General features: G+C 63.5%; 23 protein-coding genes. 15 read left to right on the top strand and 8 right to left on the bottom strand.

What is annotated here, in order from left to right; all coding sequences use genetic code 11:
* The first annotated feature begins 11 nt into the window (after positions 1-11).
* The 4 genes from KDW95_RS00265 to KDW95_RS00280 all read left to right on the top strand — a co-directional run bounded on the left by KDW95_RS00265 (position 12) and on the right by KDW95_RS00280 (position 4,499).
* The gene (locus KDW95_RS00265) at positions 12-194 is read left to right on the top strand and encodes a hypothetical protein (protein ID WP_255854221.1); all 183 of its coding nucleotides are present in this window, start codon (positions 12-14) and stop codon (positions 192-194) included.
* 64 nt (positions 195-258) lie between these two features.
* Complete coding sequence (locus KDW95_RS00270) at positions 259-1,308, top strand: alkene reductase (protein WP_255854223.1); 1,050 nt, start codon at positions 259-261, stop codon at positions 1,306-1,308.
* Between the two features lie 192 nt (positions 1,309-1,500).
* Complete coding sequence (locus KDW95_RS00275; RefSeq protein ID WP_255854224.1) at positions 1,501-2,157, top strand: metallophosphoesterase; 657 nt, start codon at positions 1,501-1,503, stop codon at positions 2,155-2,157.
* A gap of 50 nt (positions 2,158-2,207) precedes the next feature.
* On the top strand, positions 2,208-4,499 hold the full coding sequence (locus KDW95_RS00280) for a DUF255 domain-containing protein (protein ID WP_255854225.1): 2,292 nt from the start codon (positions 2,208-2,210) through the stop codon (positions 4,497-4,499).
* 422 nt (positions 4,500-4,921) lie between these two features.
* Here KDW95_RS00280 and KDW95_RS00285 read toward each other — a convergent pair whose 3' ends face one another.
* The 3 genes from KDW95_RS00285 to KDW95_RS00295 form a co-directional block, all read right to left on the bottom strand.
* Entirely contained in the window at positions 4,922-7,408 is a 2,487-nt protein-coding gene (locus tag KDW95_RS00285) for an efflux RND transporter permease subunit (RefSeq protein ID WP_255854226.1), read from the bottom strand.
* A gap of 15 nt (positions 7,409-7,423) precedes the next feature.
* Entirely contained in the window at positions 7,424-8,026 is a 603-nt protein-coding gene (locus KDW95_RS00290) for a Tgt2/MlaC family protein (RefSeq protein WP_255854227.1), read from the bottom strand.
* Positions 8,027-8,172: 146 nt separating this feature from the next.
* The gene (locus KDW95_RS00295; RefSeq protein WP_255854228.1) at positions 8,173-8,973 is read right to left on the bottom strand and encodes a DesA/ISL3 alpha bundle tail domain-containing protein; all 801 of its coding nucleotides are present in this window, start codon (positions 8,971-8,973) and stop codon (positions 8,173-8,175) included.
* Positions 8,974-9,009: 36 nt separating this feature from the next.
* On the opposite strand from KDW95_RS00295, the gene KDW95_RS00300 reads away from it, so the two are divergent.
* Positions 9,010-9,564 carry an NnrU family protein gene (locus KDW95_RS00300; RefSeq protein WP_255854229.1) on the top strand — a complete coding sequence of 185 codons (555 nt, stop codon included), beginning with the start codon at positions 9,010-9,012 and terminating at the stop codon, positions 9,562-9,564.
* 107 nt (positions 9,565-9,671) lie between these two features.
* Here KDW95_RS00300 and KDW95_RS00305 read toward each other — a convergent pair whose 3' ends face one another.
* From KDW95_RS00305 to KDW95_RS00315, 3 genes are all read right to left on the bottom strand, one after another.
* Entirely contained in the window at positions 9,672-10,451 is a 780-nt protein-coding gene (locus tag KDW95_RS00305; RefSeq protein ID WP_255854230.1) for an SDR family oxidoreductase, read from the bottom strand.
* A gap of 129 nt (positions 10,452-10,580) precedes the next feature.
* Positions 10,581-11,792: a CaiB/BaiF CoA transferase family protein gene (locus KDW95_RS00310; RefSeq protein WP_255854231.1), complete on the bottom strand. Its 1,212-nt coding sequence runs from the start codon at positions 11,790-11,792 to the stop codon at positions 10,581-10,583.
* A 30-nt stretch (positions 11,793-11,822) separates the two neighbouring features.
* Positions 11,823-13,010, bottom strand: a complete 1,188-nt coding sequence (locus KDW95_RS00315) for an acyl-CoA dehydrogenase (RefSeq protein WP_255856570.1) — start codon at positions 13,008-13,010, stop codon at positions 11,823-11,825.
* Between the two features lie 105 nt (positions 13,011-13,115).
* Between KDW95_RS00315 and KDW95_RS00320 the strand changes: the two genes are divergently transcribed.
* Together KDW95_RS00320 and KDW95_RS00325 are read left to right on the top strand one after the other, a co-directional pair.
* Positions 13,116-13,244: a hypothetical protein gene (locus KDW95_RS00320; RefSeq protein WP_255854232.1), complete on the top strand. Its 129-nt coding sequence runs from the start codon at positions 13,116-13,118 to the stop codon at positions 13,242-13,244.
* A gap of 62 nt (positions 13,245-13,306) precedes the next feature.
* Complete coding sequence (locus KDW95_RS00325; protein WP_255854233.1) at positions 13,307-13,915, top strand: hypothetical protein; 609 nt, start codon at positions 13,307-13,309, stop codon at positions 13,913-13,915.
* A gap of 43 nt (positions 13,916-13,958) precedes the next feature.
* On the opposite strand, the gene KDW95_RS00330 is transcribed toward KDW95_RS00325, so the two are convergent.
* Positions 13,959-15,167 carry an EAL domain-containing protein gene (locus KDW95_RS00330; protein ID WP_255854234.1) on the bottom strand — a complete coding sequence of 403 codons (1,209 nt, stop codon included), beginning with the start codon at positions 15,165-15,167 and terminating at the stop codon, positions 13,959-13,961.
* 272 nt (positions 15,168-15,439) lie between these two features.
* On the opposite strand from KDW95_RS00330, the gene KDW95_RS00335 reads away from it, so the two are divergent.
* On the top strand, positions 15,440-16,669 hold the full coding sequence (locus KDW95_RS00335) for a GAK system CofD-like protein (protein WP_255854235.1): 1,230 nt from the start codon (positions 15,440-15,442) through the stop codon (positions 16,667-16,669).
* Positions 16,670-16,736: 67 nt separating this feature from the next.
* Here KDW95_RS00335 and KDW95_RS00340 read toward each other — a convergent pair whose 3' ends face one another.
* The gene (locus tag KDW95_RS00340; RefSeq protein ID WP_255854236.1) at positions 16,737-18,098 is read right to left on the bottom strand and encodes a choice-of-anchor Q domain-containing protein; all 1,362 of its coding nucleotides are present in this window, start codon (positions 18,096-18,098) and stop codon (positions 16,737-16,739) included.
* Between the two features lie 240 nt (positions 18,099-18,338).
* Between KDW95_RS00340 and gspE the strand changes: the two genes are divergently transcribed.
* From gspE to KDW95_RS00375, 7 genes are read left to right on the top strand one after another with little or no spacing between them, the layout of a single operon-like run.
* Entirely contained in the window at positions 18,339-20,063 is a 1,725-nt protein-coding gene (gspE, locus tag KDW95_RS00345; protein ID WP_255854237.1) for a type II secretion system ATPase GspE, read from the top strand.
* Between the two features lie 3 nt (positions 20,064-20,066).
* The gene (locus KDW95_RS00350) at positions 20,067-21,287 is read left to right on the top strand and encodes a type II secretion system F family protein (protein WP_255854238.1); all 1,221 of its coding nucleotides are present in this window, start codon (positions 20,067-20,069) and stop codon (positions 21,285-21,287) included.
* 30 nt (positions 21,288-21,317) lie between these two features.
* Positions 21,318-21,770 carry a type II secretion system major pseudopilin GspG gene (gene gspG / locus KDW95_RS00355; RefSeq protein ID WP_255854239.1) on the top strand — a complete coding sequence of 151 codons (453 nt, stop codon included), beginning with the start codon at positions 21,318-21,320 and terminating at the stop codon, positions 21,768-21,770.
* Positions 21,771-21,788: 18 nt separating this feature from the next.
* Complete coding sequence (locus KDW95_RS00360) at positions 21,789-22,301, top strand: GspH/FimT family pseudopilin (RefSeq protein ID WP_255854240.1); 513 nt, start codon at positions 21,789-21,791, stop codon at positions 22,299-22,301.
* Positions 22,294-22,713: a type IV pilus modification PilV family protein gene (locus KDW95_RS00365; protein ID WP_255854241.1), complete on the top strand. Its 420-nt coding sequence runs from the start codon at positions 22,294-22,296 to the stop codon at positions 22,711-22,713. Before KDW95_RS00360 ends, KDW95_RS00365 begins: the two co-directional genes overlap by 8 nt.
* Positions 22,710-23,444, top strand: a complete 735-nt coding sequence (locus KDW95_RS00370) for a prepilin-type N-terminal cleavage/methylation domain-containing protein (RefSeq protein ID WP_255854242.1) — start codon at positions 22,710-22,712, stop codon at positions 23,442-23,444. Before KDW95_RS00365 ends, KDW95_RS00370 begins: the two co-directional genes overlap by 4 nt.
* Positions 23,422-24,348, top strand: coding sequence for a general secretion pathway protein GspK (locus KDW95_RS00375; protein ID WP_255854243.1), 927 nt, complete (start codon positions 23,422-23,424; stop codon positions 24,346-24,348). Before KDW95_RS00370 ends, KDW95_RS00375 begins: the two co-directional genes overlap by 23 nt.
* Positions 24,349-24,500 lie beyond the last annotated feature (152 nt).

Raw genomic sequence — 24,500 nt, forward strand, 5'->3', positions numbered from 1 at the left:
AGGCAAGGTCCATGAAACTCATTCCCGGTATTCGACAATTCTATCGCACACTGCGCCAGGGCTGTGTTGCGAGCGCATCCATCGACCGCCATACCCTGCGTGATATCGGTGCCGATCCCATGCGTCTGCGTTACCCGGTTGGCAAGAATGATCACGCCAACCAGGCGCAGGATGCCTGGCGTCAGGCCAGCTGATAGCAGACGTTCACAGATGCCGCCGGCCTGTTGCGGCCCATTCGATCCATGGAGATGTTGAGTTATGCCATCACTGTTTGATGCGATAAAACTGGGTGATATTGAACTGAGCAGTCGTGTCGTTATGGCGCCGCTGACACGCTGCCGGGCAGAAGAAGGCCGGATTCCCGGTGACCTGATGCGTGAATATTACGCTCAGCGGGCCACGGCCGGACTGATAATCAGCGAAGCCACGGCGGTCACCCCCATGGGCGTCGGTTACCCTGATACACCGGGGATCTGGAACCAGGCCCAGGTTGGCGGCTGGCGCCGTATCACCGATGCGGTGCATGCCCGGGGCGGCAAGATGGTGCTGCAACTGTGGCATGTCGGGCGCATCTCCGATCCGATGTACCTCGGTGGTGCCTTGCCAGTGGCGCCGAGCGCCATAGCAGCGGCAGGCCATGTCAGCCTGGTGCGGCCCGAGCGGCCCTTTGCGATACCGCGCGCGCTGGAAACCCAGGAAATAGCGGATATCGTCGAAGCCTTTCGCCAGGGCGCAGAAAATGCACAGGCAGCGGGCTTTGACGGCGTCGAGATTCACGCCGCCAATGGCTACCTGATTGACCAGTTCCTGCAGGACAGCAGCAACAAGCGTACCGATACCTACGGTGGATCGGTGGAAAATCGGGCCAGGCTGCTGCTGGAAATCACCGATGCCGTGCTGAGCGTCTGGTCGCCGGGCCGGGTGGGTGTTCATCTGTCGCCCCGGGGCGACGCCCATGATATGGGAGATTCGGATCCCGCCGCCGTGTTCGGGCATGTCGCCAGTGCGCTGTCGGCCCGCAACATCGCCTTTATCTGTGCCCGGGAAGCCGAGGGTGACGACAGCCTGGTGCCCCAGCTGAGGGAGCGGTTCAGCGGTGCCTTTATCGCCAACGAGCGTTTTAGCGGCGAGAGTGCCAATGCCTGGATCGAGCAAGGTCGGGTGGATGCGGTGGCCTTTGGCGTGCCCTTTATCGCCAACCCCGACCTGCCGCAGCGCCTGCGCCAGCAGGCACCGCTGAATACGCCGGACAGCAGCACCTTCTATGCTGCGGGGGCCGAGGGCTACACCACCTATCCGGTCATCTGAGGTCACAGCGCCTGCGTCTGCGGGCGCTTCAGAGTAGCCTGGATAGCTCGACATTCTATCTAGGTTTCGGGCGCCGAGGGCTACACCACCTATCCGTCTATCTGAGCAGTGCGGGAAACAGGGGCGTCCCTGCCGGCTTTTCCGAACAAGGGGGCCGCGAACAGTTTCAGTCGCTTTGAGGTCAAACATCAAATGACGAAGCTGCAGCGATACCCGTATAACAGCACCGGCCACGATTATGCGGTCGGCGACCTGCACGGCCACTGTTCCCTGCTCATGACAGGGCTGAAACAGCGGGCCTTCGATCCGGTACGGGACCGACTATTCGCCGTGGGAGATCTGGTGGATCGCGGTCCCGAGTCGCTGGCCTGCCTGGAGCTGCTGCAGCAGTCCTGGTTTCACAGTATCTGCGGCAACCACGAGGCGATGATGGTGGACGCACTGCTGCATGGACGGCAGTTCGATCTGTGGATGCTCAATGGCGGCGAGTGGATCTATGAGCTCAATATCGACCGCGTCGCCCGCTTGTGCGACCGTCTCGTGACAGGGCTGCCCTATGGCATCGAGGTCGACACGGCCCAGGGCCTCGTCGGGCTGATCCATGCCGAAGTGCCGGGGGACGACTGGCGCCAAGTGGCGACCGGTGACACCCGGACGATGCTCTGGGCACGGGAGCGTCTCGAGCAGTGGCGCACGGATCCTGTGCGGGGAATCGACCAGGTGGTTTGCGGTCACACCCCGGTGAAGACACCGGTACGGCTCGGCAATGTCCACTATATCGATACGGGTGCCTACTTTACCGGCAACCTGACCCTGATCGAACTCCGCGAGCTGTTTCAGGTGGACTGAAAACGCCTGATCCCAAACTCGCCACTTCACCCGGCACAGAAGGTGGCAAGATGGCATCGGATCCGCAATTCGAACAGATCAGACAGTCGAAACAGCATCTTTACAGCCCCCGCACGCGGCACTGGCAGCAGGGCGGCCTCCCGTGCTTCACCAACCGCCTGATCCGCGAAGACTCGCCCTACCTGTTGCAGCATGCCCACAATCCGGTGGACTGGTATGCCTGGGACGATGCCGCCTTCGAGGCGGCGAAACGTGACAACAAACCGGTGTTTCTTTCGATCGGTTATGCCACCTGTCACTGGTGTCATGTGATGGAGGAGGAGAGCTTCGACGACCTCGAGGTGGCACGGGCACTGAACGAGGGGTTTATCAGCATCAAGGTCGACCGGGAGCAGCGTCCGGACCTCGACGACCATTTCATGACCGGCGTGCAGCTGATCAGTGGCCAGGGTGGCTGGCCGATGTCGAGTTTCCTGACGCCCGACGCCAAGCCTTTCTTCGGTGCCACCTACCTGCCGAAAGCCAGCTTTCTCAACCTGCTCGAGCAGATCCAGCGCTACTGGCGCGACCGCCCCGAGGCGCTGATCGAAAGCAGCGAGCGGGTGCACCAGGCCATTCTGGCGCAGAGCCCGGTGCCGGGCACGGCAACGGGGATCGACCATCGCCTCGTCGATCAAGTGCTGCAGGCGGTGCTGGCAAGCGAAGATCGTGCCTATGGCGGCACGGGCCAGGCACCCAAGTTTGCGCACGAGCCCCAGCTGTTGCTGTTGCTCGATGAGGTGCAGCGGGCCGGCACCGACGCACTCGAACAGCCGGCCTGGGGCTTTGTCTGCCGGGCCCTCGACGGCATGCTGCGTGGCGGTATCTTTGACCAGGTCGGTGGCGGCTTCCACCGTTATGCCACCGATGCGGCCTGGCAGGTGCCCCATTTCGAGAAGATGCTCTACAACCAGGCACAGCTGGCGCTGGTCTATCTGCGGGCCTGGCTGCTCGGCGGCGACCCTGAATACCGGCGTGTTGCGCGTGAAACCCTCGATTATGTACTGGCGGAAATGCGCTCGCACGACGGCGGCTTCTACTCGGCCACCGATGCCGACAGCGAGGGCGTCGAAGGGCGATTCTTCACCTGGTCGCTGCAGGAACTCGAGGATGTGCTGGAGCCCCGGGATCTCGCCTTTGTGCAGGATCTTTACGGTATCGATGCTGCCGGCAATTTCGAGGGGCGCAATATCCTGCATCTGGTGAAGCCGCTGCCTGACCAGGTGCCGGCGCTGGCAGCCTCGTACGAGGAACTGCTCGAGCGACTGAACCGCGTCAGAGCGCAGCTGTACCGGGCGCGTCAGCGGCGTCCACTGCCATTGCGCGACGACAAGGTGATCACCGAATGGAACGGCATGATGATCATCGCCCTGGCCCAGGCCGGGCGGTTACTCAAGGTGCCGCGCTATCTCGAGGCGGCGGCGGTCTGCGCCCGGGCGATCTGGCAGCAGGGGCCCGTGCCCGGCGAGCTGTACCGCAATGCCATTCATGGTCGCGCCTCGATCGCCGCAACCCTCGCCGACTACGGCTACTATCTGCAGGCGCTGATCGCTCTCTACGATGCCACTGCAGATCCCGATTGGCTGGAGCGGGCGCTGCAGGTGCAACGGCGGATGGACCAGCATTTCCGGGACAGGCAGGATGGCGGTTTCTTCAACACCATTGCGAGCGCCGGGCAGCCGGCGATCGGCCGCAGCAAGAGTGCCATGGACATGACCGCGGCATCGGGCAACTCGGCGGCGCTAATGGCGCTGGTGCTGCTGCAACAGCGCACCGCCGAGCCCTCCCTGGCCGCGTCAATCGAAGGCGTTGAAACCTGTTTCGCCGACACCGTCGGCCAGCAGCCGCTGGCGTTTCCGGCGCTGCTGATGGCACTGGGGCGCTACCACCGTCCGCTGCCATCGACGCTGCAGTATGGCGCCGAAGGGCGGCTGCGGATTGAGGCGTCCCGCCAGTGCCGGGGCGTCGTGACGGTACGACTGCAGATCAGCAACGGCTGGCACCTCTACAGCCATGCGCCGGAGGCGGACACGTTGTACGGAACCGAACTGCTCTGCGCCGATCCCGGCCGGCGGCTGGCGCGGGTCGAGTACCCGACGCCGCTGAAGTCGGTACCGGGCCCCGGCCTGGAACCGGTAGACCAGTATCGGGGCGACGTGCAGATCCGGGCACAGCTGGTGCCTGGCACCGAAGACGAGCTGCAGCTGCTGGAACTGAGGTTTCAGGCCTGCAGCGCCAGTGCCTGCCAGGCACCCGAGTCGGTACGGCTGCTGCTGCCTCGCACCGCTGATGGCGGCTGCTGAGGTCGCATTTTCTGTCGTAGGGTGGGTCAGCGACGCCGTGGTACTTGCTATCCGTTGTCACCAACGTATGGGCGTCGCGTAACCCACCATTGTGACAACAGGCAGTGGTGGGTTACGGCGCGCACAGGCTCGGGAAGCGACGGAAACTTTCGTCTTTTGCGCGTCTAGCCCACCCTACGACGCTGATGCGTCGCCAATCAGCTCTGCTTGGCGGATGGCGTAGCATTTTCTCTCGTAGGGTGGGTTAGCGACGCCGTGGCACTTGCTATCCGTTGTCACCAGCGTATGGGCGTCGCGTAACCCACCATTGTGACAACAGGCAGTGGCGGGTTACGGCGCGCACAGGCTCGGGAAACAACGGAAACTTTCGTCTTTTGCGCGCCAAACCCACCCTGCGAGTGGCGCGAGTCGCCGCTCACTAACTACTTCCCCAGCGGCTTCAGCAGAACCAGCAGTTTGGGCAGCAGCAGCAGGGCACCGAGCAGGGCCGACAGCATGGCCAGGCCGGTCAGCAGGCCGAAGTAGAGGGTCGGGGTGAAATTGGACAGCGCGAGGATCGCGAATCCGGCAATGATGATGACCGAGGTGTAGAACATCGCCCTGCCGATACTGGCGTGGCAACGATAGAGGGTCGCGCGGTAGTCGTGGTCCCTGGCGAACTCGTTGCGAAAGCGGTGTATATAGTGGATGGAATGGTCCACACCGATACCGACGGTGATGGCGGCAATGGTAATCGTCATCATGTCCAGCGGGATGCCGGTCCAGCCCATGACGCCGAGTACGGTGCCGGCCGCCAGCAGGTTCGGCGCTATGGCGATCAGGGCCAGGTAGAGGGAGCGGAACAGCAGCGTGAACATCAGGGTAATGGCGATGAAAACCGCGCCGAGCGTTGCGATCTGGGAGACGAACAGGCTCTGCAGCATGTTGTTGTATAGCACCAGCATGCCGGTCATGTGAACCCGCTGTGGCGGGTAACCCATCTCGTCAACGAGAAAACCCTGAATCTTCTCAAGCAGCGCTTCGCGTTTGAGGCTGCGACTGGTTTCCATCACCCGCACATTGAGCCGGGCTTCGTTCCCCCCGGGTGCGAGGTAGCTTTGAACCAGCTGCCGGCGCACATCTTCCGGCAGGTTCTTGCGCACCAGCGCCAGCTGGAAGTCGTCAAGTTCGTCACCACTGATGTCCTTCAGAACCGCGTAGAGCGAGGCCAGCGACAGCACCTTGCCGGTTTCGTCCAGCGCCTCGAGAAAGCGGTGTACCCGTGTCAGCTCCTCCAGACCCGAGCGGCTGTACCAGTAGCCGGCCTGGGGGGCCGCGGTCGTTGCAAAGGGATCGTCCCCCGTCGCCTCGTCGAAGGCACCGGCAAAGGGGTCTTCGCTGTTGGTTTCACTCGCTGCCGTGGGTTCCGGAGCCGTCAGCAGGACATCGAGGGGAATGGTTCCGCCGAGTTCGCGGTCGATCACGACCATGCCCTGGTAGATCTCGGTGGTTTCATGAAAGTAGTCGATGAAGCGGTTCTCGACCTGCAGCCGGCTGATACCGACCGCAGCAAGAACCAGCAGTGCCGCACTGACGGTCAGGACAGCCGTGCCATGGTGGTCGGTGATGCGGGCAAAATAATGGGTCAGGGGGCGGTACCGCGGCCGGAACTCGGACCGGATCCGCGGCAACAGCATCAGCCCGGCTGGCAGGATCGTGAAGGCGGCCAGCAGCGCAGCCAGAACGCCGATGGTCATCATCCAGCCGAAATCGATCACCGGTCGAATGCCGCTCACTACCAGCGAGGCGAAGGCCACCAGGGTCGTCAGCGAGGTGTAGAGACAGGGCTTGGCCATGAACACAAGGGTTCGGATCACCAGCGCGCGCTGGGACGCGTCCGGCGTTTCCTGCTGGTACTCTCGAAAGCGCACCACCAGATGAATGCTGACCGACAGCGTGATGATCAGCAGCAGCGCGACGAAATTGGACGAGATCACCGTCAGCTGCCACTCGATCCAGGCGATGAATCCCAGCATCGCGCTGGCGGCCAGTAGACAGGTCGCCAGTGGCAGCACGATCCAGCGCAGGCGGCGGAAGATCACCGCCATCAGGACGATGATGAACAGTACCGTGGCGCCGCCGAAGATCAGCAGATCGTTTTCGATGAAGGCGATCATGTCGGTGGCGATCATCGGTACGCCACCGAGAAAAATGGTGGCGTGGTCACGGTGGCCATCCAGGATCAGGCGCACGGCTGACACCAGATCACGCTGGCGCTCGTTGGCCGTGACCGCATAGTCGCGAAACGCTTTTTCGGCCTGTTTCAGGGCCGCGCTTTCCTGCCCGGAAAGCCCCTCCCGGTGCTGTTTCTCGCGCAGACTGTCCCGGGCGTCGAGCCGTTCGAAATAGCCTTCGTCGCGCTGCAGGTTGATCTGCAGCGCCGTGGTACCGCCATCCTTGCTGGTCAGCAACTGACGGTACAACGGACTTTCGCGGAACTCCCGCGCGGCCAGTTCGCGATTGACGTCCGGTTCATGCAGGTAACGGATATCACGGTCGAGATTGCTAAGGCTGACCGGCGGACTGTACAGCAGCGGCACATCGAGGATGCTGGTCACCGACGTAACCCCGGGCAGGGCCGCCAGCTCGTCCCGCAGCCCGGCAAGGCGGCCGAGCACGGCGTCGGAATAGAGTTCGGCATCCGGCGCGTAGGTCACCAGCAGGAAGGATTCGGAGCCGTAGCGCTTGTTGACCTCGCGGAACAACTCCAGTGCCTGGTCGCCTTCCAGCACCAGCGACTCGGCCGAGGCATCCAGCGTCAGGCGCGGGATCTGGCTGGCAAGCAGCAGCACCGCGACCAGGACCGAGATCAGCACCAGCAGCGGGTAGCGGAACAGCGTTGTGAAAAAGCGTCCGAGTCGGTTGTGCATGGAGTGGCCCGGCCCTCAGGGCGCGGGCGGCGGGTTGATGGCGTTAATGACGGCGTCGATATCGCCCGCCTGCAGAACCCGCTGGATCGAACCGTTCAGTGTCTTGGTCACCACCACGCCGTCCACCGAGAGGTCGAAGATGCGCCAGCCGTCGTCGAACCGGCGCAGGGCCAGATCGATGTTGTGGCCGTTTTCCCGAGTATGCACACGGGTCCTCACGATACTGTAGCTTCCCTTGTCGATGCTGTCGCTGACCTCGATCTGCTGGCCGTTGTAGGCTGCCAGCGCCAGCCGGTAGGTTCGCTTGAGGGAGGCGAGAACGGCGTCATAGGCGTCATCGGTCTTGCCTTGGGCGACGATGTCCTCCCAGCGCGGACGGAACACCTGCTTGCAGAGGGTTTCCCGATCGATATTGGGCAGTATGTGCTCGTCGATCAGGTCGTCCAGGTGTTGCTGATTTTCCAGCAGCCCCTGCTCCCGTGCTGTCATCAGCGCGGTCTCGAGATCCCGGGTCAGGGCGACGACAAAGTCTTTCGCCTCATCGGGCGCGGCGCGGGCGCCCAGACTGAACAGCAGTACGAGAAACAGTATGCTCACTCGGACGAGGGGCTGGTACATGGGCAATCCTTTAAAGACAGGGGCTTGACCTACTTCATACTAGGTGATGCCTGCCAACTCTCAAGTACCGGCCCGTGTCATGATCGTACGCTCTAACTGAGCTTTATCAGGGGGCCGAACTGCGGCATGGCACTGATCCAGGCAGGTCAGGTCCGGGCCAGTGCCGGATCACGCTGCTGGGCCTTGAGCACCAGTTCGGCGAATTCGGCCAGGCTGTCGATGCCGGACTGGCGGGCGTCCTGACACCAGTCCTGCAGCGCCAGGCGCAACATCTCGGTCGAGCGACCCGGCAGTTGCCAGAGCGCGCGCAGCCGTAACTGATAGTCATAGGCGATGGCAAGGCGGCGGCTCAGGGACAGCGAACGCTCGAGGCAGTGGCGCTGCTGTTCGGTGAGTTTGCGCGTCTCCCGCAGCATCAGCCAGCGCGCGCGCCTGAGCAGGCGCCGTTGGGGGCGGCTGGCATCCTGGCATTCCCGTTTCAGCAGTGGCAGCAACACCTGCCTGGCGTAGTCACTCAGGACATGTAACCGGCTCGACCAGGTTTTAGGGCTCAGGTCGGCGGCCAGTTTGGGTAGCAGCCCGGTCTGGCGTATCCGTGCCAGGCGCAGCCATGACAGCAGGCGGATATAGGCCCAGCCGATGTCCAGCTCGAAGCAGCGGAACGACAGCCGTGGCGAAGCCGGTGCCGCATGGTGGTTGTTGTGCAGTTCTTCGCCGCCGATCAGAACGGCGAAGGGGATCAGGTTGGTCGAGGCGTCGGCGGTTTCGAAATTGCGGTAACCGCTCCAGTGCCCCAGGCCGTTGATCACGCCGGCGGCGAAGAAGGGGATCCAGACCATCTGGATTGCCCAGATACTGAGACCGAGGGCGCCGAAGCAGAGCAGGTCGATCAGCAGCATCAGGCCCAGGCCGGCGGCGGGGTGGCGGCTGTAAAGGCGGCGCTCCATACTCCCTAGACGGTTGCAGGCAGATCGGGAGACATCATGGACGCAATGGTACTGGGGTTGGTGTTATTTTTCGGGGTGCATGTCATCCCCCTGTTGGCCGGCGTGCGGCAAGCGCTTATCGGCGTGCTCGGGCGCTGGGTCTACCTGGGGCTGTTCGCTCTGGCATCCTTTGCCGGGTTAAGCCTGATGTGGCAGGGCTATCAGCAGATCGAGGTCAGAATCCTCTGGCCGGCGCTGGCTATGGGGCGTGGCTTCGCCCATGCACTGATGCCTGTGGCACTGATCCTGGTGGTCGCCGCCTATCTACCGACCTTTATCAAACACCAAGTGCGCCACCCGATGCTGATCGGCGTGGCGCTCTGGGCCGCGGTTCACCTGCTGGCCAATGGCGACCTGGCATCCACGCTGCTGTTCGCCCCCTTTCTTGTCTACGCGCTACTCGACATGCGCCTGAGTCGTGTGCGAAAAACCCTTATCCCCGTGCGTAAACCCGGCTGGCTTTTCGATATTCTGGCGGTGATTTTTGGCCTGATGCTGTATGGCGCGCTGCTGCTCGGCCACGGCCGCCTGTTCGGTGTCGCCGTGCTCTGAGGCGGTGAGTCGGCACTGGTAAATCGTGATTCGTGATTTGTAGTTCGTGCTTTTTTCAGGCGTGAGCTGTACCGGGAGACGGCGACCTTGGGTCGCCGTCAGGCTTGCTACAGCGTGCCGGGGAAGGCGCCGCCATCGAGCAGGATATTCTGGCCGACGATAAAGCCCGCCTGGGCACCGCACAAAAAGGCGCAGGCGGCGCCGAATTCCTGCGGGTCGCCAAAGCGCTTGCTGGGGTTGCTGTCCTTGCGGGCCTGGCGCACCTGCTCCAGTGACTGGCCGCTGGCTTTCACGGCACCGGCCAGGGTGGCATTAAGGCGGTCGGTCTCAAACGGGCCAGGCAGCAGGTTGTTGATGGTGACATTGTGTTCGGCCACCTGGCGCGAGAGGCCTGCCACGAACCCCGTCAGGCCGGTGCGGGCACCGTTGGACAGGCCCAGCGCGGGAATGGGTGCCTTCACCGCGCCCGAGGTGATGTTGACGATACGGCCAAAGCCGCGCTCAATCATGCCATCCAGCACGGCCCTGATCAGCTGGATGGGGCTGACCATATTGTTCTGCAGCGCCTGGTGCCAGTCGCCGTCATCCCAGGCGCGAAAATCACCCGGCGGCGGGCCGCCGGCATTGTTCACCAGAATATCCGGTGCCGGACAGGCGGCCAACACGGCTTCACGCCCTTCGGTGGTGGTAATGTCACCGGCGATGGCCGTGACCTGGACACCGTAGCGGCTGCGAATGTCGGCGGCGGTCTGTTCCAGTACGTCGCTGGTGCGGGCATTGATCACCAGGTTCACGCCTTCCGCCGCCAGGGCTTCGGCGCAGGCTCGGCCAAGGCCCTTGGAGGCGGCGCAGACGATGGCGGTGCGACCGGCAATATGCAGATCCATGGATGTGTCTCCTGAATAGTGTGTCCGCCATCATAGGCCGGTGTGGCCCTGGTGGCGAGGCGGTGATTGGAAAATGGCGATTCGTGATTCGTGATTCGTGATTCGTGATTGGTGAGAGGGCGTCAGGATTCAGGCGATTACGCCCTGGGCCCGCAGGCGCTGGCAGTCGGCGGCCGACAGGCCGAGCTGTTGCTGCAGCACCCGATCGGTGTGCTGGCCGAGGCTGGGCGGGGCGCTGCTGGCGTTCAGTGCCTGGCCGTCAAAACGGATCGGGTTTGCGACCATCGGCACCGAGCCTGCGGGGTGAGACAGGTTGAATTGCAGGCCACGGTGCTTCACCTGGGGGTCGTCGAACACCTGTTGCAGGTTGTTGATCGGGCCGCAGGGCACACCGGCCGCGTCCAGGGCTGCCAGCCAGTCGGCGGTGCAACGGGTGGCAAGCAGCGGTTGCAGCAGCAGGATCAGGCTGTCGCGGTGGGTCACCCTCGCCTGGTTGCTGGCAAAGCGGGGGTCCGTGGCCAGGGCCTGGCAGCCTGCGGTGTCACAAAAACGGCCAAACTGGGCATCGTTGCCCACCGCCAGAATCAGGTGGCCATCCCGGGTGGCAAAAGCCTGGTAGGGCACGATATTGGGGTGAGCATTGCCCAGGCGCGTCGGCACCTGGCCGGAACAGAGGTAATTCATTGCCTGGTTGGCGAGCACCGCGACCTGCACATCCAGCAGGGCCAGGTCGATATGGGTGCCTGTGCCGCTTTGCTGGCGCGCGAAAAGCGCCGCCATGATGGCATTGGCGGCGTACATGCCGGTAAAGATATCGGTGAAGGCCACGCCCACCTTGACCGGCCCGCCGCCGGGCTCGCCGTCCGGCTGGCCGGTCAGGCTCATGAGCCCGCCGATGCCCTGGATCATGAAATCGTACCCGGCGCGCTGGGCGTAAGGCCCGTCCTGGCCGAACCCGGTAATCGAGCAGTAGATCAGGTCGGGCTTGTCGGTCTTGAGGCTGTCATAGTCCAGGCCGTAGTGTTTCAGCCCGCCGACCTTGAAATTTTCCAGCAGCACATCGCAGTCCTGCAGCAGCTGCTTGACCAGCTGCTGACCTTCGGGCCTGGCAATATCGATGGCGACCGAGGACTTGCCGCGGTTGGCACAGAGGTAATAGGCGGCCTCCTGGCTGCCTTCGAGCCAGGGCGGCCCCCAGGCGCGGGTGTCATCGCCGCGCCCGGGGCGCTCGATCTTGATCACCTCGGCACCGAGGTCCGCCAGCTGCTGAGCGCACCAGGGGCCGGCCAGCACGCGGGACAGGTCGAGCACGCGAATGCCCTGAAGGGGCTTTTGGCTCATGGGTGCGTCTCCTTTTCGCAAGCTGCCGGTTCAGCAGAATGCCTGAATGCCGGTCTGGGCGCGGCCAAGGATCAGTGCATGCACATCGTGGGTGCCCTCGTAGGTGTTGACCGACTCCAGGTTGACCATGTGGCGGATAACGCCGAACTCGTCGGATACGCCATTGCCGCCGTGCATGTCCCGCGACAGCCTGGCGATATCCAGTGCCTTGCCGCAGTTGTTGCGCTTGATCAGCGACACCATCTCCGGCGCGCCCTGGCCGGCATCCAGCAGGCGGCCGACCTGCAGTGCCGCCTGCAACCCCAGGGTGATTTCGGTCTGCATGTTGGCGAGCTTCAATTGAATCAGCTGGTTGGCCGCCAGCGGGCGGCCGAACTGGGTGCGATCCAGGCAGTACTGGCGGGCGGCATGCCAGCAGAATTCCGCCGCGCCCATGGCGCCCCAGGCGATACCGTAGCGCGCCTTGTTGAGGCAGCCAAAGGGGCCGCTGAGGCCGCTGGCATGGGGCAGCAGGTTTTCCTCCGGCACGAAGGCCTCATCCAGCACGATTTCGCCGGTCACGGAGGCCCGCAAGCTGACCTTGCCGTCGATTTTCGGGGTGCTGAAGCCTTCGATACCGCGTTCGACGATAAAGCCGCGGATCTTGTTGTCGTGGCCGTCGGACTTGGCCCAGACCACGGCCAGGTCCGCGATCGGGCTGTTGGTGATCCACATCTTCTGGCCGCTGAGGCGGTAGCCGCCATCGACCTTTTTTGCCCTTGTGATCATGGAGCCCGGGTCCGAGCCATGGTTGGGTTCGGTCAGGCCAAAGCAGCCGATCCATTCGCCGCTGGCAAGCCTGGGCAGGTACTTCTGTTTTTGTGCCGGCGAGCCATAGGCTTCGATGGGGTACATGACCAGGGATGACTGCACGCTCATGGCAGAGCGGTAACCGGAGTCGACCCGTTCGACTTCGCGGGCGATCAGGCCATAGCCCACCTGGCTCAGGCCACTGCCGCCGTACTGCGGATCGACGCAGGCCCCCAGTAGCCCCAGGGCGCCCATTTCCTGCATGATTTCGCGTTCGAAGCGCTCATGGCGAAAGGCCTCCAGCACTCGCGGCTGCAGCTTCTCCTGACAGTAGTCATGGGCCATGTCGCGGATCTGGCGCTCTTCTTCGTTCAGTTGCTGATCGATCAGCAGGGGGTCTTGCCAGTTGAAGCTGCTGGGTGGTGCCATGGTGTCGGTCTCCAGATGCAGGATGATGTTGTCTGAATGCATCAGACACTGTGATCCTATTGAGTGTAATAAACAGATGCATTTCTGGATAATAGCCGCCAGCTGGTGGTGGCCTTTTGGGCGCGCAAGGCATCGGATACGAGTGCGCTGATGCTGGCGCACATGCGCTCGGTCGAGCAATTCAATCGGGAGCTGCAGGGGCAGCTGGAGCCACGGATGCTGATGCCGGGGTAGGCCTTCGCGGTTCTGGTGTGAAGGGGCTAAGCTGTGTCCAGCAGAGAGAGGGAAGCAACCCCATGGCGGACAAGATCCCCAATCCAGTGAGCTATGATCCGAAAAAAGACGTTTTTTGCTGCCAGCAAAAGCGCTTTGGGCTGAACTACCGGAAGCGCTTCACCTCCGCGCAAGACGCCCTCCTGTACGTGCAGCAAAACCCGGCGTCCTGTCCGCTGCTGCAGCCGCACCTGCTGCAACTGAATGACTACCACTACGGCCACTGGGCGCGACAGCTCGAGGTGGTCCAACGCCATCCCAGGCACCTGGCGCCAAGCCGGCTGGTGTGGCTGTTGCACCTGCTGGCGCTGCTGCTCTGTGTACCGCTGGTGGGCGCCATGACCGGCACCGGTCGCTGGCATCCCCCGGGCTGGCTGCTGTCACCGCTGCAGACCCTGGCTGATCGCTTGTCGCTGGACTGGCACTGGCGAGTCGAGCTGCCGCTGTTCTGGCTGGTACTGCCGCCGGTGATGCTGCTGGCCTGGACCCTGTCCCGCGCCCTGGTGCGCGGTATCCGTGATGCGGATCTGCATCACGGGCTGCGCATTGGGCTGCTCTGGCTGCTGCCGCTGCTGTATGTGGCGCTCTATCTGCTGGCCTACGTCATCTCGGCCTGGCTGTTGCGCAGCTGAGCACTGGTCCGCTGGACCCGGCGGTGCCGAGCAGCAGGCCGGCTCAGGCGGCGCCGTTCAGCCGTGGCATCAGCTCACTGTGGCAATGGTCACTCAGGCGTTCGGGCGCGTTGACGTCGACCAGCAGGACGCGATTGTTGTCCAGTGCCAGGCTCAGGGTGACGCAGCGCTGACCGGTGCCGATATCGAGGTAGGGCGCTGAGCGCAGGATGCGGCGCTGGTAGTCGCTGGCGCCGATTAGCTGGTAAAAGTAGGGACGCCAGCTCCAGTTGTTGCCGATCACGCTGCTGTCGGCCTGCCAGGCGCCGTCCTGGAAACTGTAATTGGGGGAGGTCTGATCGCCTTCGCGGTTGCAGATATACAGACGCTGGATACCGGGGGCCGGGTGATAGTTGCCAAGGGCGGTGTCGCTTGCGCCGGTGACCAGCAGGTCGCGCAGCGCCAGCAGGCTGCCGTGCAGGCGTTTTTCCTGCCACTGAGTCCGGATACTGTGCTCCACCGTGGTATCCAGGTGGCATTTGAGCAATTCGCGTACCCGTACCCGGGTCGCGTCCGCCACGACAAAGCCTTCCTGGGCTCTGGCAAAGGCACAGCCCTGCACGTAGCTGGCATTGCACTGCAGTGCCAGGTAAAAGTCTTCGGCCGTCTCAACCCCTTCGCAGACGATCTTGCTGCCCAGCTGAGCCCCCATCTGCCCGATCATCTGCAGTATTGCCTCTTTATGGGCACTGCATGCACCCTTATGGAACATGCGCAGGTCCAGCTTGATAAGGTCGGGCGTAAAGGCCAGGAGGCGATCAAGTTGCTGAAAACCGGTGCCGAAGTCGTCGTAGGCGATGCCGATGCCGGCGCCACGGTAACGGTTGGCCTGGCGCTGGATCTGTTCGGTCTCGCCGTTGTGCTCGGTGATCTCCAGTACCAGGCGGCTCGGATCGAGCCCCAGTTCCCGGATCATCGACAGGGTGGGCTGGTCTTCGGAGTTGCGCAGGTTGTCGATCCATTCGGGTGACAGGTTCAGGCTCAGAAACTGTGTGCCCGCGAGCGTGCTGAATTTCTGCAGTGCCTGATAGCGCACGCTGCGGTCCACGTCGAGGCGCTCGCGCGCAGAGCGGGCCGGGTCCCTGAAGATGTCGCCGGCAGACTCGATGGTGCCCGATACGCCTGTGCGTCTGGCCAGTGCCTCGAAACCCGCAACCTTGCCGCTGGCAACCTCGATGATGGGCTGGAACCAGGGAAATACTGTCTCGCTCATAGTGACCTCTTGTGGCTGCATGCGCTGTCGATGCGGCGAGTGAACCGTTGCCAAAGCAAGCGGTGTGCCAAGCATTGGTGAACGGCAAGAGTGCCGTGGCGTCGCTTGCGGAAAAAGCACAACTGCGCCTGGCGGGCGCCGTCGTATGGCACCTGCGGCTGTTTGCCGTGCTCCGGAGTCAGGGCCTGTAAAAAGCCAATTCTGCGCTTTGGCATCGGTGCCGGATGGGTAATAATGAGCGCTGTTTTTGCCGTTATGAGCCAGCGCCGCGAATGCTTTCAGGGAAACGCGTTAACCGTACCACCGACCCTCTTCTGTCCATCGGGTCGCCGGACCCAGGGCGCCTTGATGCCTTTGCACGGGATCCTGCGTCGGGCCCGGCTTTACTGTTCTTCACCGGTGGTTCGGCGCTGGACAGCACCAGTCGTGCGCTCAAGTACTTTACCCACAACTCCGTGCATCTGGTGACACCCTATGATTCGGGTGGCAGCTCGGCCATTTTGCGCAAGGCGTTCTCGATGCCGGCCATCGGTGATCTGCGCAGTCGACTGATGTCCCTGGCGGACGAGCGGGTGACCGGTCATCCCGAAGGCGTGCGGCTGTTCGCGCACCGGCTGTCTAAAACGGACAGCCCGGCGCAGTTGCGGGCGGAGCTGGACAGCATCATCGCCGGTACGCATCCGCTGGCCGCGGTTATCGATGCGCAAACCCGCGAGCTGATCTGTATCCAGCTGGAGGCTTGCCGCGAGGCGATGGCGGATGACTTTGATCTGCACGGCGCCAGTATTGGTAACTTGGTGCTGGCCGGCACCTATCTGCGCAATGCCAAGAACCTGGATGCGGCCATTGCCGAGTTTGCCCGCCACGCCCAGGTGCTGGGCGAGGTGCATACCGTCACCAACGACAACTACCACCTGGTGGCACATCTGGATGATGGTTCAAGGGTCATTGGCGAACACCTGATTACCGGGCTCGACCTGGTGGCACGCGATGCCGTGATCGAGCAGCTGAGCCTGAGTCATGCGCCGGATGAGTGGCAGCCGGTGCAGTCGGTACTGCCCGAATCGCGTCAGCGCATGATCGCCGCCGCCGAGCTGATCTGTTTCCCCCCCGGCAGCTTTTACACCAGCGTGCTGGCCAACCTGCTGCCCCGTGGCGCCGGCCGGGCTATCGCGGCCAGTGCGGCGCCCAAGGTCTATGTGCCGAGCCTGGGCACCGACCCGGAGCAACAGGGTATCAGCCTGACGCAGGCCGTGCAGCGGCTGCTGAACGTGCTGGGCGCTGACTGCGAGGAGCCCGTGCCGGTGGCGCGGTTGCTGAATTACGTGGTGATAGACAGCCGGAATGGCCGCTACAACGGTGGTATCGATGTGCCCGCACTGCAGGCGTTGGGTGTGCAGGTGCTGGATCTGCCGCTGGTGTCGGCGCAAAGTGCGCCGCTGGCCGATGCGCAGCTACTGGTCGAGGCACTGTTGTCGGTCGATGGGCTTCGCTGCGCTTAACCGCACCCTGCAAACGAAGCGGTTGAGGACGCAGGGCAAAGCCCCGCGGCACGGCCATTGCCAGGCGCTAGCGACTCTCGATATTGATGACTTCCAGCTTTACCCCCTCAGCGTGCAACAGTTTCGAGGCGCCGGTCAGCAAAACAGGGCCGACGCAACCGGCATCAATCCTGAGATCTTTCATGACGCCGGGTAGCGGGCTTTGCAGGCGAATCTCGCCGCCACCGTTGAAAACGTCAGCGTCGAATCCCAGGCGCTGGTGGCGGTCGCTGTGATTCAGCAGCTGCAGGGCACCGCGCAGGGAACAGTCACTTTTTGCACGGGTGCAGCCGCGCAGGTCCTCATCGCTCGGGGTATCGACTTCGAACAGTACCCTGGGCTGTACTTCAAAGGCGCCAATATCGGCGATGCCCAGCGCAAAGCGCGGGTCGCCGTTGCCGCGCTGATCCCAGGTCAGCGGCTGCCCGGTTTCGTCGGTTGAAGCGCTGTTGTCGGCCCAGTTGAAGGCCGGGCTGCGGCTGCTGACCGGGATGCTGTGGGTCGGCCCGTTGTAGCCGCCCAGTTCTCCCAGCAGGGGATCATCAGTGGTAAAGACGCGGCCGCAGTTGATGGCAAGCGGGATGATATTGGCCCGGCTGTCCAGTTCGGCTTCCGAGTAGCAATCCTGTGCCGCATGACTGCGCGCCAGTATGCTGTTTTGCAGCACGGCGAAGGTGGCGCTGTAGAGCGCGCCGCCCAGCGCAGACCGGTTCCGGTCGAAGGTCGCGTGGGTAATCCGCAGTGCTGCATTGTTGTACAGGGCCCCGCCGCGCTGGCCGGCACTGTTGTTGTACAGCGTGCTGTTGATCAGCTGCAGGGTACCGGCATTGTGGATGGCACCACCGGTTGTGTCGGCACTGTTGTCCCGCAACAGGACCGCGCTGAGTACGCTGTAGCCGTGGTTCTGCAGCCCGCCGCCGGTGTTGGCTTTGCCGTTACGCAGGGTCAGGTGGGCAATCCTGGCGTGCACCCCTGGCGCCACCTGCAGAATGCGATGGCGCTGCTGTCCGTCGAGGGTGATGCCGCTGGGTTTCCACAGCATGTCATCGATATAGCCATCAATCGACAGGTGGTCGGTAATGACCGGCAAGGCGCTGGCCAGCTTTATCGTCTGCGGTTCCTGAAAGAGTCCGCTGGCGCTGCGAAAGACGATCTGGTCGGTACCGGGGGAGGCATTGGCCTGTGCGATGGCCGCGCGCAGGGTGCCGGGCCCGGCATCGGCAACGGAGTCGACCACGTAGGTATGCCTGGCAGGCGCCTGGACCCAGCTCGTTAGCACGGTGTCATGACCGGGCACCCGGGGCTCGCTGGTTTGGCATCCGGCCAGCGCCAGGGTGCCCAGTAAGATGGCAGCGGCGATGGGGGCGCGAAGCGGGCGGTGCAGCAACATGATGAGTGATCCTGGCGTTTGGGGTCGCCCTGCATCGAATGGCGGGCCGGCTGAGAGGGCGCTACAACGCAAAGGCTAGAACAGGCCTGGGAGTCACGCCATCGTCCTCACCGGGCCTTGCGCAATTTTACTTCGGCTATAGTTGAGCTACGTCCCGTTGAGGTTTGGATAACGCATCCGCCAAGGTTATCGCGGGCCTCGCTACGTCCTGAGCAGTGCATCCAAAGAACGGAGGGTCCCATGTCGGATGTTGCCGAATCGCCCATGGAGCAGCTGGATGATCGCGTGCTGGGCCAGGCACTGGTGAACGACGGGCGCTTGTCGGAGGTGGACTTGCAGCGCGTCGAGCGCATGCGTGCCAGCCAGCCGGAGGCCGCACCGCTGTCGACCCTGCTGGTCAAACTGGGGCTGGTGTCCGAGCGCAACATGGCGACGAGCCTGGCCGAACAGCTGCAACTGCCGCTGGCCCTGGCGGCGGATTATCCGCAGGTCGCGGTGCTGGACGCGGGCCTGTCCTACCGTTTTATGAAGGAGGCGCAGCTGATTCCGCTGCGCCGCGACGAGAACGGTGCCCTGGTGCTGGCCATGGCCTGTCCGCAGGATGGCTTTGCCCGGGACGCGGTGGCGCTGGCGGTCGATGCGCGTATCCGGGTTGTGGTGGGAGTGGGCTCGGAAATAGACGCGGCGCTGGAGCGCCTGCATGGCGAGGGCCAGAGCCAGATGGGCGGTATTCTGTCCGAAGTGGCGCCCAGCGAGGATGCCGAAGAGAGTGTCGAGCTGCTGATGGACATGGCCAGCGGCGCCCCGGTGATTCGCCTGGTCAATTTGATTATCCAGCGTGCGGTCGAGGCGCGGGCGTCGGATATCCATATCGAACCCTTCGAAAACAGCCTCAAGGTGCGCTTTCGTATCGACGGCGTACTCAAGGAAGGCGAAGCGCCACCGGTGAAAATGTCCCCGGCGGTCATTTCACGCATCAAGATCATGGCACGGCTCAATATCGCCGAGCGGCGCCTGCCCCAGGACGGCCGCATCGAGCTGCGGGTGCAGGGACAGGACCTGGACGTTCGTGTTTCCACCGTCCCCACCATGCACGGCGAGAGCGTGGTGCTGCGCCTGTTGAACCGGGAAAGCGTATCGCTGGACTTTGTCGAGCTGGGTTTTTCCGAGGATACCCGCCGGGACCTGGAGCAACTGCTGAAAATTCCCAATGGCATGATTCTGGTGACGGGCCCCACCGGCAGCGGCAAGACCACCACCCTCTACACGGCCATGCACCGGCTGAACACGCCGGAGCGCAAGCTGATTACGGTGGAGGACCCGGTCGAGTACCAGCTCGAGGGGATCAACCAGATCCAGGTGAAATCGGCCATCGGCCTGAATTTTGCCAGCGCACTGCGCTCCATCGTCCGGCAGGACCCGGACGTTATCATGGTGGGCGAGATGCGTGACCTGGAAACGGCGCGCATCTGCATTCAGTCGGCCCTCACCGGCCACCTGGTGCTGTCGACCCTGCACACCAATGATGCCGCCAGCAGCGTGACACGCCTGCTGGAAATGGGGGTCGAAGACTATCTGCTGACCTCGACCCTGAATGCGGTTGTCGGCCAGCGCCTGGTGCGACTGCTGTGCAGTCACTGCAAGGAGGCCTATGAGCCTCTGCCGGAAGTCACGCGGGAGCTGAAGCTTGAAGCCCTGAACGGCGGGCGGCCGGTGCAACTTTACCGGGCCGGCGGTTGCGAGCATTGCCAGGGCACGGGCTTTCACGGTCGCCTGGTCATCCACGAACTGCTGCAAATGAACGATGAAATCCGCCGGCTGGCGCTGCAGCATGCCGATTCGGGCAGCATCCTGCAGGCAGCCCGGGCGGCGGGGATGCGGACTCTGTACGAGGATGGCTGTCTGAAAGCGCTGGCGGGCCTTACCAATCTTGAAGAAGTGATTCGCGTCACCCAGGAGTCCTGAGCCATGCCGCAGTTTCAGTACCGGGTAGTCACGGCGGAGGGCGAGGAACGCAGCGGTGTACTGGAGGCCGCCGATCAGGCGCTGGCGGTACAGCAGCTGCAGCGCGGCGGCCTGATCCCCATTTCGGTGGAGGAGGCGGGTGCCGCTGCCGGTCTTGCCTCACTGTTGCAGCTGAAATTGACGCTGGGGGCGTCCTCGCAGCGCCAGGTGCTGCAGTTCAGCCTGGACCTGGCCACCCTGATGCGCGCCGGTGTCACCCTTGACCGGGCGCTGGACATCATGCGCCGCGTTGCCGGTGACGGCCAGTCCCTGGATATGCTGGGGCGCATTCAGGACGGCGTGCGCAAGGGGCAGTCGCTGTCGTCGGTGCTGAAGGAGCAGGACGGTCGCTTTTCGCGCTTTTATATCAGCATGGTGCATGCGGCCGAAATGTCCGGCAGCCTCGCCGACGGGCTGGGTGATCTGGCGCTCTATCTGGAGCGTAGCCGCGAATTGCGCGAAAAAACCCTGTCGGCGCTACTGTACCCGCTGATTCTGCTGTGCGTGGCGGGGATCTCGCTGCTGGTAATACTGACCTACGTGATTCCGCAGTTTCAACAACTGTTCGATGACATGGGCAAGGCGCTGCCACTGTCGACCCAGGTTGTAATCGGCGTGGCCGAGCTGGTGCGTGACGGCGGCCCCTGGGTGCTGTTGCTGCTGATCCTGTTTGGGCTCTGGTTTCGCCGTCACCTGCGCAATGCCGAGGTGCGCCTGGGCTGGGATGCCTGGTTGTTGCGCCTGCCGCTGCTGGGCAGCCTGCTGCAACGCCTCGATACCGCCCGCTTCAGTCGCAGCCTGGGTACGCTGGTGCGCGGCGGCGTGCCGTTGCTGAATGCGCTGCAGATAGCGCGGGAAACCCTGTCCAACCGCATGATGGTGCAGGGCGCAGATACGGCTGCGGTCAGCCTGAAAGAGGGACGCCGCCTGGCCGAGCCGCTGCAGGCCACCGGTGTGTTTCCGACCCTGGCGCTGCAGATGATTCAGGTCGGCGAAGAAACCGGGCAGCTCGATGACATGCTGCTCAAGGTGGCCGATGTGTATGACCGCGAAGTGGCCAATGCGCTGCAGCGCATGCTGACCATTCTGGAGCCTGTGCTGATCGTGGGGCTCGGGCTGATGATTGCCGGCATTATCCTGTCGATCCTGGTGGCGATAATGTCGATTAACGAATTGCCCCTCTGACCGGGGGAGTGACCGCTGAGGACCCTAACCGTGACTATTCATACCCACATCAGAGGTGCCATGCGTGCCAGGCGCAGGTCAGCGGGCTTTACGCTGCTGGAACTGCTGGTGGTACTCGTCATTCTAGGGTTGCTGGCGAGCCTCGTGGGGCCGCAGGTACTGAAGCACCTGGGCACCTCCAAAACCAAAACAGCGGCCTTGCAGATCGAGGAGCTGGGTGCGGCGCTAGACCTCTACCGGCTCGAGGTGGGCCGCTATCCCACCGGTGCAGAGGGGCTGGATGCACTGATCAGGAAGCCTTCCGGCGCGCCGAACTGGAACGGACCCTACCTGAAGAAAAACGTGGTGCGCAAGGACCCCTGGGGCTTTGACTACGTCTATGTCTTTCCAGGTCAGCATGGCGAGTTCGACCTCTACTCGCTGGGGGCAGATAACCGCGATGGCGGTGACGGGGAAAATCAGGATGTGCGTAGCTGGGAATAGCCTCAAGGTGCGGCGGGCGTGAAAGCCGCCGCCCAGGCCGGCTTTACCTTGCTGGAGCTGCTGGTGGTGCTGGTGCTGGCCACCCTGATGCTCAGCCTGGTGGTGCCGCGTTTTGCCGCCGTGGTGCCGGGTGTCGAGCTCAAGAGCACGGCCCAGAAAACCGCGTCCCTGCTGCGCTATGCCCGCAGCCGGGCGATGGCCGAGAGCCGGCTGATTGCATTAAGCCTGGACAGGCAGACCCATGGCCTGCGTTTGAGCGGCCGTGACGAGCCGGTGCCGCTGCCTGACACCCTTTCGCTGAGCCTCAGTGATGCAGGCGGTCTGGCGCTGGGTAATGAGATCCTGATGCCACTGGACCTGGGGGCATCGGCGCCGGCGCCCAGCATCCGCTTTTATCCCGATGGTGGCTCCAGTGGTGGCAGTCTGCTGTTGAGTGGCCCATCGGGGCGTTACCGGATCGAGGTTGACTGGCTGACCGGCGGGGTTCATATCGATGATGGCAGCGGGACGCAGGAGATCCCTCGTGACTAGCCCGCTGCAGGCCCGCCACCCCGGTAAGGAATACGGCCGGCAGCACGGCTTCACCTTGCTGGAAGTGCTGGTGGCCTTTGTCATTCTGGCGCTGTCCCTGGGTGTCATTCTGCAGATTTTTTCACTGACCATGCGTACCACCGACAGTGCCAGCGCCCGCCAGCAGGCGCTGCTGCTGGCCGAGTCCAGGCTGGCGGAGCTGTCGGCGCTGAACGAGTTGCGCCCGGGCCCCGATGGGGGCCGTATCGACGAGCGTTTCGACTGGACCTCGCGCATTGAGCGCTTCGAGTTCCCGGACCAGGACCTCGCCCTCGATACGCTGCAGGTGCCCTATAAAATCGATGTGACGGTGCACTGGGATGGCAATCAGCAGCTCAGCCTGACCACCCTGCGCCTAGTGGTGGAACAATGAGTCCCCGTGCGCACCGGGGCTGCCGGCATTGCCAGGGGTTTACGCTGGTGGAGCTGCTGATCGCCCTGTTGCTGACCGGGCTCGTGGCAATGCTGGTGTTTGGCGCCTTTCGCATTGCCACGGGCAGCTGGGAGCGGGTTATAGGTCACCAGGAGCGGGCCCACGAGAGCTACCTGGTACAGACCTTCGTGCGCCGCCTGCTGGAACAGGCCCAACCGCTGCGGGTGCGGGATATCGAAACGCGCCTGTCGGTGGCCATGCTTGGCGATGCGCAGCAGCTTGTCTTCGTGACCGAGTTGCCAACCCCCAGGGGCCTGGCGGAACTGTACTGGTGCCAGTTGCGGGTTGTTGACCCCGGCGACGGCCGGCCCCGCCAGCTGGTGATGTCCACCCGGCCCTATACCGAGGGCGAGGTGATCGACTGGCGAGCGCCGCTGGAGTCCACCGGGGAGGGGCTTAACGGCGAGCAGATCGCCATCGTCGAGCCGCAGGAGCGGGTACTGCTGCGGGGGGTTGCGCAGCTGGAGCTGGAGTACCTCTATTACGATGACAGCGATCAGCCCGAATGGCGCAATGAATGGAGGGACGAATCGGTGCTGCCCTACCTGGTGCGTTTGCGCGCGCTGCCGGAGGGGGTCGACGGGCTGGCCAACGAAGCCTCCGTGGCCTTCTGGCCGGAGGTCACCGTATCGCCAACGGAGTACCGCTATGGCGGCAAAACGCTGTTGTAGCGCGGCCAGCTGCCAGGCTGGCCTGGCGCTGGTGGCCGTGCTCTGGGTGCTGGTGTTGCTCTCCCTGCTGGCGGCCAATCTGTCCCAGGGCAGTCGCAGCAATGCCCGGCTGGCGCAGAACCTGGTGGCGGCGACCCAGGGCAAGTACGCCAGCGAAGCGGGCATGCAGTGGGCCCTGTGGAATCTGCAGCGGGTGCCGGACGAGCAGTGGCTGGCCGATGGCAGCGTTCAGGTGCTGCAACTGGATGCTATTTCGGTACGGGTGGCATTGCAGGATGAGAGCGGCAAGATCGACCTCAATGCGGCGCCGGTCGAGTTGCTGAGCGGGCTCTTCGTTGCTGCCGGGCTCGATGGCGCCAGCGCCGATGCCCTGGCCGATGCGATCATGGATTGGCGTGATGACGACGATCTGCGAAGGCTCAATGGCGCGGAGGATGATGATTATCTGGCGGCCGGCAGGGAGGACGGGGCCAAGGATGCGCCCTTCGACAAGGTTGAGGAACTGCAGCTGGTGCTGGGCATGAGCGCGGAGACGTACCGGCGTGTCAGGGGCAGCGTCACGGTGCTGAACGGGGTGCCGGGTATCAACCCGCAGTTTGCCCCGCGCCTGGCGTTGCTGGCCTTGTCGGGCGCGGATGAGGGCGTCGTCGACGCCTTTATCGAGCAGCGCCGGCGTAACCACGAAGAGGGTCTGGAGCCCCCCGAGTTTCCATTGCCGGCGTCCCAGTACATTGCCGGGCAGCGTGCCGGCATCAACTATACAGTGCAGGCCGAGGCCCAGGTCGGGCCCGTGGTGCGGGCGCGTTTCAGCGCCCAGATTCAGCGTCGTGGCCGCTCTTCCCGGGGAGGCCTGAGCCGCGTACAGCATGAAATGGAGCCGCTTTTCGATGAGACCGGCATGTAACAGAGGAGCTGCGGGAGCCCGCTCTGGAGGCTAATCGCCGCGGCCAGTCGACCTGCCGCTTTTGCGAATATGAACTAGGCTCAACAAATAATCTTCACCTGAACCAGGGAGACACCGGTGATCAACGCAACCATAACCGGAGCACGCCGTTG

Source organism: Marinobacterium rhizophilum, from assembly GCF_024397915.1.
Taxonomy (GTDB): Bacteria; Pseudomonadota; Gammaproteobacteria; order Pseudomonadales; family Balneatricaceae; genus Marinobacterium_A; species Marinobacterium_A rhizophilum_A.

Coding starts and splice junctions, on each gene's coding strand:
- KDW95_RS00325 (WP_255854233.1), top strand. CDS start 13,307: ATGGCGGACAAGATCCCCAATCCAGTGAGCTATGATCCGAAAAAAGAC.
- KDW95_RS00285 (WP_255854226.1), bottom strand. CDS start 7,408: ATGCACAACCGACTCGGACGCTTTTTCACAACGCTGTTCCGCTACCCG.
- KDW95_RS00265 (WP_255854221.1), top strand. CDS start 12: ATGAAACTCATTCCCGGTATTCGACAATTCTATCGCACACTGCGCCAG.
- KDW95_RS00300 (WP_255854229.1), top strand. CDS start 9,010: ATGGACGCAATGGTACTGGGGTTGGTGTTATTTTTCGGGGTGCATGTC.
- KDW95_RS00280 (WP_255854225.1), top strand. CDS start 2,208: ATGGCATCGGATCCGCAATTCGAACAGATCAGACAGTCGAAACAGCAT.
- KDW95_RS00310 (WP_255854231.1), bottom strand. CDS start 11,792: ATGAGCCAAAAGCCCCTTCAGGGCATTCGCGTGCTCGACCTGTCCCGC.
- KDW95_RS00335 (WP_255854235.1), top strand. CDS start 15,440: ATGCTTTCAGGGAAACGCGTTAACCGTACCACCGACCCTCTTCTGTCC.
- KDW95_RS00270 (WP_255854223.1), top strand. CDS start 259: ATGCCATCACTGTTTGATGCGATAAAACTGGGTGATATTGAACTGAGC.
- KDW95_RS00340 (WP_255854236.1), bottom strand. CDS start 18,098: ATGTTGCTGCACCGCCCGCTTCGCGCCCCCATCGCCGCTGCCATCTTA.
- KDW95_RS00350 (WP_255854238.1), top strand. CDS start 20,067: ATGCCGCAGTTTCAGTACCGGGTAGTCACGGCGGAGGGCGAGGAACGC.
- KDW95_RS00275 (WP_255854224.1), top strand. CDS start 1,501: ATGACGAAGCTGCAGCGATACCCGTATAACAGCACCGGCCACGATTAT.
- KDW95_RS00290 (WP_255854227.1), bottom strand. CDS start 8,026: ATGTACCAGCCCCTCGTCCGAGTGAGCATACTGTTTCTCGTACTGCTG.
- KDW95_RS00295 (WP_255854228.1), bottom strand. CDS start 8,973: ATGGAGCGCCGCCTTTACAGCCGCCACCCCGCCGCCGGCCTGGGCCTG.
- KDW95_RS00305 (WP_255854230.1), bottom strand. CDS start 10,451: ATGGATCTGCATATTGCCGGTCGCACCGCCATCGTCTGCGCCGCCTCC.
- KDW95_RS00370 (WP_255854242.1), top strand. CDS start 22,710: ATGAGTCCCCGTGCGCACCGGGGCTGCCGGCATTGCCAGGGGTTTACG.
- KDW95_RS00375 (WP_255854243.1), top strand. CDS start 23,422: ATGGCGGCAAAACGCTGTTGTAGCGCGGCCAGCTGCCAGGCTGGCCTG.
- KDW95_RS00330 (WP_255854234.1), bottom strand. CDS start 15,167: ATGAGCGAGACAGTATTTCCCTGGTTCCAGCCCATCATCGAGGTTGCC.
- KDW95_RS00315 (WP_255856570.1), bottom strand. CDS start 13,010: ATGGCACCACCCAGCAGCTTCAACTGGCAAGACCCCCTGCTGATCGAT.
- gspE (WP_255854237.1), top strand. CDS start 18,339: ATGTCGGATGTTGCCGAATCGCCCATGGAGCAGCTGGATGATCGCGTG.